Source organism: Microcystis sp. M179S2 (assembly GCF_020245805.1).
Classification (GTDB): domain Bacteria; phylum Cyanobacteriota; class Cyanobacteriia; order Cyanobacteriales; family Microcystaceae; genus Microcystis; species Microcystis aeruginosa.
In genome coordinates, this window is the sequence record NZ_JADBUE010000306.1 from 1 (window position 1) to 12,081 (window position 12,081).

12 protein-coding genes and 1 pseudogene are annotated in these 12,081 nt (G+C 44.4%); 6 read left to right on the plus strand and 7 right to left on the minus strand.

The genetic code is table 11. From position 1 onward, the window contains the following. Positions 1–207: 207 nt before the first annotated feature. The 4 genes and pseudogenes from IM500_RS19110 to IM500_RS19125 all read left to right on the plus strand — a co-directional run. Positions 208–868: pseudogene (locus IM500_RS19110) on the plus strand (RNA-guided endonuclease TnpB family protein); the annotation flags it as partial. A 61-nt stretch (positions 869–929) separates the two neighbouring features. Further along, entirely contained in the window at positions 930–2,612 is a 1,683-nt protein-coding gene (locus IM500_RS19115) for an alpha/beta hydrolase (protein WP_287739337.1), read from the plus strand. A gap of 329 nt (positions 2,613–2,941) precedes the next feature. Further along, positions 2,942–3,493 carry a DUF2854 domain-containing protein gene (locus IM500_RS19120; protein ID WP_061432027.1) on the plus strand — a complete coding sequence of 184 codons (552 nt, stop codon included), beginning with the start codon at positions 2,942–2,944 and terminating at the stop codon, positions 3,491–3,493. Continuing rightward, the gene (locus IM500_RS19125; RefSeq protein ID WP_190723199.1) at positions 3,494–4,255 is read left to right on the plus strand and encodes a sulfite exporter TauE/SafE family protein; all 762 of its coding nucleotides are present in this window, start codon (positions 3,494–3,496) and stop codon (positions 4,253–4,255) included. A 178-nt stretch (positions 4,256–4,433) separates the two neighbouring features. On the opposite strand, the gene IM500_RS19130 is transcribed toward IM500_RS19125, so the two are convergent. After that, a complete protein-coding gene (locus IM500_RS19130) occupies positions 4,434–5,102 on the minus strand; it encodes a hypothetical protein (protein ID WP_190723200.1) in 669 nt (222 codons plus the stop codon). Between the two features lie 163 nt (positions 5,103–5,265). On the opposite strand from IM500_RS19130, the gene IM500_RS19135 reads away from it, so the two are divergent. Beyond that, positions 5,266–5,967 carry a DUF3120 domain-containing protein gene (locus IM500_RS19135; protein WP_190723201.1) on the plus strand — a complete coding sequence of 234 codons (702 nt, stop codon included), beginning with the start codon at positions 5,266–5,268 and terminating at the stop codon, positions 5,965–5,967. 278 nt (positions 5,968–6,245) lie between these two features. After that, on the plus strand, positions 6,246–7,283 hold the full coding sequence (locus tag IM500_RS19140; RefSeq protein ID WP_502882367.1) for an adenylate/guanylate cyclase domain-containing protein: 1,038 nt from the start codon (positions 6,246–6,248) through the stop codon (positions 7,281–7,283). 137 nt (positions 7,284–7,420) lie between these two features. On the opposite strand, the gene IM500_RS19145 is transcribed toward IM500_RS19140, so the two are convergent. The 6 genes from IM500_RS19145 to IM500_RS19170 form a co-directional block, all read right to left on the minus strand. Then, positions 7,421–8,413, minus strand: a complete 993-nt coding sequence (locus IM500_RS19145; RefSeq protein ID WP_004162767.1) for a 30S ribosomal protein S1 — start codon at positions 8,411–8,413, stop codon at positions 7,421–7,423. 232 nt (positions 8,414–8,645) lie between these two features. Further along, complete coding sequence (gene nrdR / locus IM500_RS19150; RefSeq protein WP_002757126.1) at positions 8,646–9,161, minus strand: transcriptional regulator NrdR; 516 nt, start codon at positions 9,159–9,161, stop codon at positions 8,646–8,648. 127 nt (positions 9,162–9,288) lie between these two features. Beyond that, positions 9,289–9,384 carry a photosystem II reaction center protein T gene (locus tag IM500_RS19155; RefSeq protein ID WP_071823417.1) on the minus strand — a complete coding sequence of 32 codons (96 nt, stop codon included), beginning with the start codon at positions 9,382–9,384 and terminating at the stop codon, positions 9,289–9,291. A 104-nt stretch (positions 9,385–9,488) separates the two neighbouring features. Next, the gene (rplL, locus tag IM500_RS19160) at positions 9,489–9,881 is read right to left on the minus strand and encodes a 50S ribosomal protein L7/L12 (RefSeq protein WP_004162771.1); all 393 of its coding nucleotides are present in this window, start codon (positions 9,879–9,881) and stop codon (positions 9,489–9,491) included. A gap of 44 nt (positions 9,882–9,925) precedes the next feature. After that, positions 9,926–10,474, minus strand: a complete 549-nt coding sequence (rplJ, locus tag IM500_RS19165; RefSeq protein ID WP_190720431.1) for a 50S ribosomal protein L10 — start codon at positions 10,472–10,474, stop codon at positions 9,926–9,928. Positions 10,475–11,075: 601 nt separating this feature from the next. After that, positions 11,076–11,897 (minus strand): IS200/IS605 family accessory protein TnpB-related protein, encoded by an 822-nt coding sequence (locus tag IM500_RS19170; protein WP_242034561.1) that lies wholly within the window; start codon positions 11,895–11,897, stop codon positions 11,076–11,078. Positions 11,898–12,081 lie beyond the last annotated feature (184 nt).

Genomic DNA, 12,081 nt, shown 5'->3' on the forward strand with positions numbered 1-12,081 from the left:
CTGCGAAGGCTACATGATATCAGCCAGACTTGGAAACTATCTCATCAAATTAGTCCCCCCATAGAACCCCCTTGAGCCATCTGGCACACTTTTCTCTTTTTGTCAAATTTTATGTTAAGAAAGATGTGACTAATGGATAGCTTGATAAGGGGGGTGCCGAAGGCGGGGGGATCTACCCTTGATAAGGGGGGTGCCGAAGGCGGGGGGATAGATGGAAAAGCCATAGGAATCGATTTAGGACTGAATCATTTTGCTATTACCAGTAATGGTAGTAAATATGATAATCCTAGACATTTAGCTAAACATCAACGTAATCTAAAAAGGAAACAACAAAAGCTATCCCGTAAAAAGAAGGGAAGTAACAACCGTCAAAAAGCTAGAGGTAAAGTAGCTAAAGTTCACTCTAAAATCTCAAGATGTCGTGAGGATTTTCTGCACAAGCTATCCCGTAAGATAGTTAACGAAAACCAAGTTATTGCGGTAGAAAATCTCAATGTTAAAGCCATGGTACGCAATCATAATTTAGCTAAGGCTATTAGTGATTGTAGTTGGGGAATGTTTTGTACAATGCTCAAATACAAGGCAGAATGGCAAGGAAAAACCTATATCGAAGTTGATAGGTTTTTCCCTAGTTCTAAAACTTGTCATGTCTGTCTGAATCAAGTGGGTAGTTTATCCCTTGATGTTAGAATATGGACTTGTGTGCATTGCAAAACAATCCATGATCGTGACATAAATGCGGCAATAAATATTCGAGATGAAAGATTACGGATATTGTCGTTAGGAAAAGCGCGATACTGCCTATAGAGGGGATATAAGACCAAAATCTGGGCGTAAGTCCGTCTTGAGGCAATCCCCCGTGAAATAGGAAGCTCTCAACGACCTTGAGAGTAGTTCACTTATTGTCATCTACCCTAACTAAAAATCCCATGATTATTCCCCGTTTACAAAATCGTTTTCCCAGAAATAATTCCACCCGTCGGCTGCGAGCTTTTCTCCTAGGTCTTTTCGCTGTGGGTATGACCGCTTTACCCCTAAAAGCCGCTGAAGAAATTGAATTTGTCTATACTCCCCTCGTCTTTTCTGTATCGGTAGCATCCCTAGAAACCTTTGCTAAAGAAGGAAAGATTGATGCTAATTTAAAAAGATTTCTGGCCAGAACAACTCCCGAAGCAAGAGAGAAGTTTCGTGAGGCTTTATTAACAAAGATTGACATCGATCCTATTTTACTATCTCGTTTTTTTAATAGTGTGATGGGTGCTGATATGCTCTATCGTTTGGGCAAAGGCATCACCATTGAAGGGGGAATTAATGGTAAATATGCCCTGCGGGGTGCGATTGTTAGTGCCGCTTTTGATCCGGGGGGATTAACCCTTTTAAATGTCCTGAAAAAATTCCCCAATAATATACAGTTACAGGGGGAAGAAATCCTCGGATTAGCTAAAACCATCGATTATGCGGTTTATGTGGCGGAAATATTTATCAAAGATATGCGCCTCTGGACAGCCGAGGAAGCCGCTGCCGTTAAACCAGCGATTAATTATGCCAGTTTACCCGATTTGCGTCAGCGCGGTAGCTTTCAGGTAAAAAAAGAAGTTTGGAACCTAACCGATAGCAGTCGCAATCGCAGTTTATATGTGAATGTTTATATCCCGCAAACTTTCCGAGACGGTAAAACACCTGTAATTATTTTTTCCCACGGATTAGCCTCGCGACCAGAAGATTATGCCCAAGCAATTGAACATCTAGCTTCCTACGGATTTTTAGTAGCGGCACCGCAACACCCCGGCAGTGATACCCAATACCTACAAGGAATGTTAGGGGGGTATTATCGCAATATTTTTGATGGCAATGAGTTTATTAATCGACCCAAAGATATTAGCTTTGTCATCGATGAATTAGCCAGACGAAATGCTAGTCAATTTCAAGGTAAACTTAACCTCACTAATGTGGGAGTAGCGGGTCATTCCTTCGGGGGTTATACATCTCTAGCTGTTGCCGGCGCACAAATTGATTTTGATAATCTCGCCCAAGATTGTAATCGTCCTTACTCCGGGATTAATATCGCTATTTTACTGGAATGTCGCGCCCTAGAATTGCCTAGACAGGTCTATAATTTTCGCGATGAACGAGTCACGGCTGTCTTTGCGGCTAATCCCGTTAACCGCAGTATTTTTGGGGAAAAAGGTTTAAGTAAAATCTCGATTCCTGTCCTCTTGGGTTCAGGAAGTTATGACCCAGCAGCTAATCCGATTTTTGAACAGGCGATTCCTTTTACTTGGTTAAAAACGCCGGATAAATATCTGGCCATGGTGGAGGGACAAGCTCATGTAAATTTTACAGAATTGGATGCAGGAATGCAAAAAACCCTCGAGTCTGTGGTCAATATCACTTTACCCGATCAAAATTTAATCGAGAATTATGCGGGAGCTTTATTGGTGGCTTTTTTTGAAGTTTATATTGCTGATAATGAAAAGTTTCGTCCTTTTCTTCTGTCTAGTTATGCAGAATATCTCAGTCAGGGACAAAAGTTTAAATTAGACTTTATTACTGCCGCTTCTGACCAGAAGTTATCTCAATTAATTGAGAAATTGCGAGTACATAGGCAATAGTAAAACGTAGGGTGCGTTAGACGGCAAAAATTCCTGTTTTGACTTGAAGGTAACAATCCGTCCTAACGCACCACCTATCATCAACTAAGTAGCTGGTTACAATTAAAGATAAAATACAAAAAACCAGAAGCCTGTCCCACTATCTAACAGTTAATTGAGATTACTTACTTATTAAGTGTCAAGTTCGTTGTTTTCTTTTCACTGATGACTGATGACTGATGACTGATGACTGATAACGGAAAAATCTCCCCACTGCCCATCTGCAAAAAAGATTCTTTGGAGTTGTATAATCTCTAAAGGATTAGCGTACTCAAGAAAAAAATTATTTCATGCTCAGGAAAATTAGACTATCATACTTTGGCTTAATTTTAGGCAGTATTTTAACGGTTATCGGGATTATCGGTTATGCCCAAGGTAACGCCACGGTCAATTTAGCGGGGTTTTTCTACGGATTACCGTTATTATTGGGAGGTTTAGCCCTAAAAGCTTCAGAAATCAAACCTATACCCTTCAGTCAACCCACTAGCCCCGAAATCTTGCAATTGCGCCAACAACAGGCTACTGTCACCCAAACCAAACTTCGCAAGGATGTCACCCGCTATCGCTACGGACAGGAAGTGCATCTGGATGAAGCCCTAGAAAAGCTGGGATTAAGCCCCACGGACGAGGAAAGACCGACTTTAGTGGCAATTCGTGAAACTGCTGTTGATTCCGCCTATTGTCTCACCCTAGAATTTGAATCGCCCCTTTTACCCCTAGAAAAGTGGCTGGCAAAACAAGAAAAAATCGAAAGATACTTTGGACCGGGAATTAGAGCCGAAATTAAGCAAGTTGATGAGGAAAAAATTGATTTAGCCCTAATTACTATTCCTAACGCCTAAATGCTCACGCCTATTCAGTATGGCTTCTTGGCAATTGCTGCCGTGGCTGCCGGCTTAATTAATGCTCTTGCCGGTGGCGGTAGTCTGATTACTTTTCCGACGCTGATGGCGGTGGGTATCCCACCGGTAATGGCAAATGTGACTAATACCGTCGCTTTATGCCCGGGTTATCTGGGGGCAACTCTCGCCCAAAAAAAAGACCTGCACGGGCAACAAAAACGGATTCAGTTATTGCTACCATCGGCAGTTATTGGCGGCATTATCGGTGGTATTTTGCTGTTAAATAGCAGCGATCAAGTGTTTGACCGCCTGATTCCTTTTCTGATTCTTTTAGCGGCGGCTTTATTGGCTTTTCAAGATACTTTACGCTCTTGGTTGCAGCGGCGACAGGGGGACAAAAAGGGCAATATACCGGAAATTTGGGCGTTTTTACCCATCACTCTCGCTTCAATTTATGGTGGTTATTTTGGAGCGGGTTTAGGTGTGATCGAGTTGGCAATTTTGGGCTTATTTCTCAAGGATAATCTCACGAGATTAAATGCTTTAAAACAGTTGCTTTCTTTGGTGGTTAACGTGGCGGCATCTTGGTTTTTTCTCTTTTCTAATCAGGTATATTGGTCGGCGGCGATAGTGGTAGCAATTGGCTCTTTAATTGGGGGTTTATTGGGGGGAAAACTAGCTAGAATTATCTCTCCTAGTTATCTGCGCTGGACTGTGGTAATTCTGAGTATTATTACCGCTACAGTTTATTTTCTTCGTTAACAAAATGTTTGTCAATCAGGTGTTTTATTGATGGAGATTGATAGATTTTTTCCTAGTTCTCAAACCTGTTCTAATTGTCTCTATCATACCAAATCCGCCAGGTGGGCGTAAGTCTATCTTCAGGCATTCCCCCGTGAGTTCAGAAGCCCCGACAATCTCGCCCAGCGGGTAGTTCACCCTAAAAAGATTGTCCCACTTCTAAGACTTTCGTTTGCCCGTTGCGAGACAAAATAACCTGTTGACTACCAACTTCCACTAAAGTCCAACCGTTGATAAATTCCCCCGGAGAAATACGCATAGTTATCCCCTTATTATCAAATAAAGCTGAAGATCGATCGCCTAAATCCATCACCCCCACCAGGGTATTTTTCACCTGATTATTAGTGGGAATAACCGCTGCCAACGGCCGATTCACTTGGGGGGCAGCCGGTAATGGTGGCGCGGAAATGTCGGGATTTGCGGGTGTAACCGGGGCAATTTTGGCAGCAGTTTCAGGGGTTTGGGGATAAACGGGAACGTAAATTCTTTCTATGATCTGGGGAGTATTATTAACCGGTAAATTAGCGGGGGGTGGTGGTGGAACCCTGGCTACCGGAGAAGGGTTATTTTGGGGATCAGGATCAGGATCGGGGGATGAAGTTTGACCTTGGCGATCGATAATAGCCAGGGATGATTGCAGATAGGCGATAAATTTTTGCTCTTCCTGGGAAATCGTGCCATTTTGAGAGACAGGCGCATTTTTTTGACTGATTAGCCATGCCACCACCCAACCTAGATAGACGCAAGCAATGACAAAAATAACTTTATCTAGGGGCATTCTCGGATTTTCTTCATGGCCCGCTGCCATATTTTTTGCACTCCTCGATCGCTGCTGTCGTTTCGATTTTAACAGGATAGCGCATTGCCAAAAACAATTTTTAAATTTCCCCAAATCCCCCTAGGGGGGATATAGTAGAGAAAGAATGATGTATCTTAATATAAGTGAAGTTTTGTAACAATTCTGAAATCCTTTGCTCAACTCTACCCTAGTCCCCAGCAATCCCGATCGCCTGAAACCCCTAGTCCCTAACTGGGAAAAATGTCAATCCGTCTTTTGGACAGCAGCATTTCTGGTATCAGTCCCCGTGTTCCTGCAAGCGCCCCTAGTGCGCTACTATCCCGAAATTAGCCTAGGTTTAACCGTTTTCTGGGTCGGGTTAGGGATTTGGCTGCTCAAACAAGCAAAAATCAGTCTTTGGGGAGATTTACTTTTGGGCTTTAGTTGGAGTTGGTTAGCAGGTTCTCTATACTGGGGTTGGTGGCGTTGGGAACCCTTGATCCATATTCCCATGGAAGCGATCGGGCTGCCCTTTGTTCTCTGGGGATTATACAAAGGTCGCCGCAAAGTGGGCAATCTTTTCTATCTTGGTTCTTTGTTAGGAACCGCCATCACCGATGTATATTTCTATCTAACGGGACTAATTCCCTACTGGCGACAATTAATGACCGTGGAACTAGCTCCCAACCTAGTATCGCCGATATTTGATAACGCCTTGGCCCAAATTCAGACCCCCTGGGGCATCAGTTGGGCGATTGTGCTGCTCAACCTGCTCCTAGCGATCGGTATCTATCCTTTGCAAAAACGGGTATGCCATTGGTGGGCATTTAGCGGAGCCGTATTGAGTACAATTTTAGTCGATGGTTTATTTTGGATTACCGCTTCTCTGGCCTAAGGGTTTTCCGGTTCTTCGTTACTTGGTTTGGTATGGTTCAATAGGGTGGCATAAATCGACTAAATCCTTATCTGGTAAGAGACTTAATTGATTAGTTCGCTCTATATCAAAAACAATTGACAAAAATCGCTAAATGCCTTTCTATATAAGGGTTCCATCCCTTATAACCCCCGTCCATTGCATAACACAAACCGAAGAGCCAAACATCTGAAGAGCTGCGGAATATTCGCTATATGATATGTAGTTACTGCCATCTATCTATTGCAGCTGATCTACCCGTGGATATACTAGGACAACATCCTTATTTACTACTCCATGCCGAGAAGGGACAGCGTTTTTTCCCTCTCGTGGGGAGACCTTACTGGACAATCGGACGGGGCAAAGACAACGATATCGTGATTAAAGATCACTGTATCTCTCGCAATCACGCTATTTTACAATCCACGGAAACAGGAGATTTTTATCTGATCGATCTCGGTAGTCGCAATGGAACTTTTGTTAATGGCAGAAGGGTAGCCATTCCCGTGACTATCCATGACAAAGATCGGATCACCTTTGGCAAAACCGAAGTGCAGTTCTATCGTCCTACTCCCACTAACATAGGCAAGCAACCGCGCAATTTAGAATGGGATACCCCCACCTTCGCCCTCCATGAACGTCGCTTAACATCGGTGATGGTGGTGGATATACGAAATTTTACGGCTTTAACGAGGCAATTAGACGAAAAAGTGCTTTCTTCTCTGATTGGCAATTGGTTTCGCCATGCCGGGAGTATTATCCGCAGTTCCGGCAGTTGGGTAGATAAATATATTGGTGATGCGATCATGGCCATCTGGTTTCACGGCCAACAGGAAGTCAATCAAGACGATATCTTGCAAATTTTTCAAGCAATTACGCAAATATACAGGATGACCCGCGCCTTAAGCGAAGAATATCCCTTACCCTTTAAATTACGCATCGGTGCGGGAGTGAATACTGGTTATGCCATGGTGGGCAATACTGGCAGCGGTGAACATCCAGATTATACGGCGATCGGCGATACGGTCAACGCCGCTTTTCGTTTAGAGTCGGCTACTAAAGAAATGGGTAGGGATTTAGCCATCGGAGCAACTACCTACAGTTATCTCATCGGTTTACCCCATCTCCACCAAGCTTTTAATCAACATACCGTCAGTCTGAAAGGATACGACGATAACACTATTACCTACGGAACCACTTTTGATCACTTGGATCGTTTCCTCGATGCCAACAGTAGTGAGGAGATGACCGGAATTACAGGAGTTGCCAGCAGTGTCGGTTTTCAGGATTTAAATTAAATGAGCGGTTGGGAGACGTTTCAGCGATCAGTGATCAGTAAACAGTAATCAGTGAAAAGACAGTAGGAAACTTCTATTTAATACTGTACACTTAAAACTCAAATCTGATAACTGACGACTGATAACTGATAACTGACCTACTCCTCGGTGGCAGCGAGAACTAAATCTTCCTCCTCCAAGGCGGGAGGACCTTCGATTTCTGCGACTACTTCCGAGACAGTGCGGCCTTCCGCTTCCGCTAGACGTTTTTCTCGGTATTTAATCGCCATTTCTTCCGCTTTTTCAAACACTAACGGGCGATTTTTCAGCATATCTCCCGGTTCGGGTTCTAATTGTTTAGTCGAGAGGGAAATGCGACCTCTTTCGGCATCGAGATCGATAATCATCACTTTTAACTCATCATTGACATTGAAAACCGTGTGGGGGGTGTCAATGTGATCGTGAGAGATTTCGGAAATATGCAGTAAACCACTGACTCCACCGATATCGATGAAAGCACCGTAGGGCTTGATTCCGCGCACGGAACCGATTACCACCTGTCCCACGGCTAAACCGTTCATCTTGCGTTCCACTAAAGCGCGACGATGACTTAAAACCAGACGGTTGCGATCCTCATCCACTTCTAAAAACTTTAAGGGCAATTCCTGACCAACTAAATCCTCTTTCGCCTCTCTGGTGCTAATGTGAGAACCGGGGATAAAGCCGCGGAGACCTTCAATCCTGACTAATGCCCCACCACGGTTAGTGGCAAAAACATTTGATCGCACGGTAGCATCTTCTTTTTGCAATTGACGCACCCGTTCCCAAGCGCGCATATATTCAATGCGACGGATCGACAGGGTTAGCTGTCCATCTTCATTCTCGTCGGTAAGGATGAAAAATTCCCTGGTTTCGTTAGGTTGTAAAACTTCTTCGGGATTATCGACGCGGTTGATCGACATCTCCTGCACGGGGATAAAAGCGGCGGTTTTAGCACCGATATCGATGAGCGCTCCCCGGGGTTCCATGCTGAAAACAGTCCCGGCGACAACATCTCCCGGACTGAAATGATAATCGTATTTGTCTAGAAGGGCGGCAAAATCTTCATGGGTAAAGCCTATGTTTTTGTTTGCGGTTTTTTGGGTGGTCATGTACGTTGTTTGGGCCTCGGAATTTCCGTAGGTTTTTCCTCCTATGTGATGTACAGTTTCTAAATAAAGGAGATGCCTCCCAATTTAGTTCCTAGGCAGGGCCTAGGGGATGAACTGCCGCATCCGGCTTTCTTGCAGGCAATCCGCCTCAAGAATGACTCTTAAGAATCTAACCAGAGCTTGGGCTTTAAATAGCACAAGGGATCCTAATTATAACTGAATCGGGGACTATTTAAGATGAGGTGATCACGCTGGCTTCTTCCACTTGAGACCAAGAAGGATGAGCGCGTTCGATTTCGGAGGATTGCAGCAGCGCTAAAGCGGCGATAAAGTCTCTAATTCCCTGAAAATTGCCATAAACCGAAGCAAAGCGCACATAGGCTACTTCCGATTCTTGCCGGAGGTATTCTAGGACTAATTGACCGATCTCCTGACTTGTTACCTCCCGTTTTGAGTCTTGCTGCAGACGGGATTCGATATCATTGACGATCGCCTCTAATCTTGAGGGGGGAATGCCGGTTTTTTCGCAGGCGCGGACGATACCCCGCAGCAGTTTGCAGCGATCAAAAGATTCCCGTTTACCATCTTTTTTAATCACCGTGATCGGCACGAATTCTATGCGCTCGTAGGTGGTGAAGCGATATTTACACTGTAAGCATTCACGACGACGACGAATGCTCTGACCGTTTTCGGAGGAACGGGACTCTAAAACGCGACTATCGGTATGCTGACAATTAGGACACTGCATAGGAGGCGCTCGGTGAGGGGAACCTTTAATTTAAGCCTTTAAATACGAAAACCAGAGCCGCTAACCTGCTTTTGACAAGCGGGCGGCTCAGGGAAGAAAATTATTAAGTTAAACGGAGTTAAGAAATTTACTTTTGAATCCGGGGAGGTTCCCGGAAGGCGATGGCGAAGAAAATTACCGCCAAGGCCATAGTTAAAACCAAGATGTAAGCGACGCTTTCCATGGTTGGACATCCTACAAGATTGCTATGACAATCCTATAGTATCAGGAAATGAGCTTTTCGGCTTGTCTGGGGATGTAATCTACATCCCCAGAATCAGTGGCGATCTATTTAACGCTAACTTTTGCCCCGGCATCTTCCAGTTTTTTCTTGACGGCGGCGGCATCATCTTTGTTAGTGCCTTCTTTAACCGCTTTGGGAGCGGCTTCTACTAGGTCTTTCGCTTCTTTGAGTCCTAAACCAGTCAATTCGCGCACTACCTTGAGGATAGCAATTTTCTTGTCGGCGGGAACTTCTTCGAGAACGACGTTAAATTCGGTTTGTTCTTCCACAGCTTCAGCGGCGGCCGCGGGAGCAGCCCCGGGAGCGGCCATAATTATGCCACCGGCCGGAGCAGCGGCGCTAACTCCGAAGGTTTCTTCGATACCTTTGACTAATTCCGCAGCTTCTAAGAGGGTCAGGGTTTTCAGTTTTTCTAAGATTTCAGCTACAGCAGACATGGGTTAGACTCCTAATTGTTTGTAAGTGATTGATTGGCGCGGTCTTAAGCCGCTTCTTTTTCTTCTTGACGGGCCACGGCATCGACGGCACGGGCCAAAGAGGCGGGAACTTCGTTGATGCTGCGGGCCAGTTTGGTGGCAATGGCGTTAATTGCTCCGGCGACCTGAGCGATTAACTGTTCTTTCGACGGTAAATCGGCGATCGCTTTGAGCTGATCTTCTGTTAACAGTTGACCTTTGGTCCCTTCTTTGAGGACACCGCCGCGCAATTCGGTTTTTTTGCTTTCTTTTTTGAACTCTTGATAGGCCTTGAAAGCTCCACCGATATCCTCTTTTACGAGCAGAAAGGCGGATGTTCCCGATAAAAGGCTTTTCATCGGTTCCCAGCCACTATCTTCAGCGATCGCCAAGCCCATCAAAGTATTTTTGGTGACTTGACAAATCGTTCCCGTGGGGCGCAATTTGCGGCGTAGATTGCTGATTTCGGCGACGGTTAAACCTTGATAGTCGATGACCATCGTTAATTGAGCTTCCCTCAGGGAGGTTTTTAATTCTTCTAGAATTACTCCCTTGCTTTCTCTGCTTCTCCCCATCCCTTGTTCACCTCCTGTATGCGGGGGATCTGTTCCAGAGGCGCAAAAATAACCCCTTGTAGCGCCGGGGTTGAGTGGAGAGAATCCAGTTCAGGCACGACCAAGACAGAAAATATCTCTCTTTAGTCTTTTTGGCCGCTGTTTTCTCGCTTTGACCTCGGCAGGGTATTTAAGCTGTTTCGCACCTGCTGTCTTTGGCTTAAGCCAGTTTCTCATTGTAACATTATTGCGGGATTTATGTCAAGCCCTGGGAAGGAGCGAGCGAGGCGATCGCATCCAAAAACCGGCTGAGGTTGAGGTTTTCTGTAGCCCTAAGTCCTCCAATAGACTAAGCTAAGACAAACCCGATCCTCTAGGCTTGTTTACACCTACTAAAAACCTGTTGGTATCTAATAATATCTTATTAGACTAACAGTTTTGGGGCATCGGTGACTCCCCGTGAGTTTGACTGTTTGAAAAAACTACTGGTAGACAAGCAGATTTGACTTTCCTGCCTTTGCTGGGGGGAGATTCCCCCCTTCTAGTTCGGGAAACTGCTAATTGCAGTGCCTCTAGGACTTTCGCTGGTTCAAACATTTGGTGTCGGGAGATATAGCGTTTTTCAGTCTGCTGAGGTACAAAAGTTATGGGTTTTAGGCAAGAGGCAAAAGGCAAGAGGCAAAAGGGAAGAAAAATAGGTGTACCTCACTAGCTTAGGAAACGCTATATTCTGTTCACTCAAGAGCTTACAGAGTTTCCCCCATTGACCCCATGATTGCACTAAACCATCCTCTGGTGATTCAGTACAAATCCCTATGATTGGCCAATAAGAGCGAGGTATCCTCTCACAGAACCCTAATGCTCGTCTGGCAATCACCATGGCCGCAGAAAAAGCTGAATTGAGTCCATATTTAGCCATATATTTTACCATCCCAATAACCGATGTGGCCAAAGGATTTTTGAAAATGACTTCTATCCCATATTTTTCGGCTCTAGCGACTAAAAACGCTCTAAATTTATCATAAACAAAGCCACTAAGCATCCGATTATACTTTTTCGGAGAATGTCTTAACTTAGCTTTCTTTTGACTAAAATCTAAGTCTTCACAAGCGATGGGACATTGAAAAGTTTCAGCTATTCTGACAATTTCAGCCACAATGTTCCTTAAAGATGCTTCAACTTGTCCCGTCGTTCCTGTGGGAATCTCCCAAGAAAATAAGGTTTTCTTTCCTTCTTGTGAAGGTAAGTTTCCATCTCTTTTAACATAAACAAGGTCAATAGATTGAGCATTTAAGTCAATCCCTAGACACCCATTTCTTTGATGAGAAATATAAGGAATTGCTGGCCCATAAGGGGATAAATGAATGTACCATTGATTCTCTTTATGTTCTCTTCTAAAAATCTGAACCGTAACAGGTTTATTAGATTCTAAGGCATAAAGCAAATCAGGTTGGCGTCGTCCATTGACAACAAAATCTAAAGTTATTTTTGTCCCCTAAATTTCTTGATAACAACGAGGAACTGTAATAGTAACAGTGAAAATATCATCTTCTTCTTGGTGCGCGTGCTGGTTCCGAGGTTCCCTCGGAACAGTTCGCTCCGCTTGATGATCAATTTTCGTGACCGGA

Excerpts from the sequence above, each read along its gene's own strand:
- IM500_RS19115 (WP_287739337.1), top strand. The coding sequence starts at position 930 with ATGATTATTCCCCGTTTACAAAATCGTTTTCCCAGAAATAATTCCACC.
- IM500_RS19120 (WP_061432027.1), top strand. The coding sequence starts at position 2,942 with ATGCTCAGGAAAATTAGACTATCATACTTTGGCTTAATTTTAGGCAGT.
- IM500_RS19125 (WP_190723199.1), top strand. The coding sequence starts at position 3,494 with ATGCTCACGCCTATTCAGTATGGCTTCTTGGCAATTGCTGCCGTGGCT.
- IM500_RS19130 (WP_190723200.1), bottom strand. The coding sequence starts at position 5,102 with ATGGCAGCGGGCCATGAAGAAAATCCGAGAATGCCCCTAGATAAAGTT.
- IM500_RS19145 (WP_004162767.1), bottom strand. The coding sequence starts at position 8,413 with ATGACCACCCAAAAAACCGCAAACAAAAACATAGGCTTTACCCATGAA.
- nrdR (WP_002757126.1), bottom strand. The coding sequence starts at position 9,161 with ATGCAGTGTCCTAATTGTCAGCATACCGATAGTCGCGTTTTAGAGTCC.
- IM500_RS19155 (WP_071823417.1), bottom strand. The coding sequence starts at position 9,384 with ATGGAAAGCGTCGCTTACATCTTGGTTTTAACTATGGCCTTGGCGGTA.
- rplL (WP_004162771.1), bottom strand. The coding sequence starts at position 9,881 with ATGTCTGCTGTAGCTGAAATCTTAGAAAAACTGAAAACCCTGACCCTC.
- rplJ (WP_190720431.1), bottom strand. The coding sequence starts at position 10,474 with ATGGGGAGAAGCAGAGAAAGCAAGGGAGTAATTCTAGAAGAATTAAAA.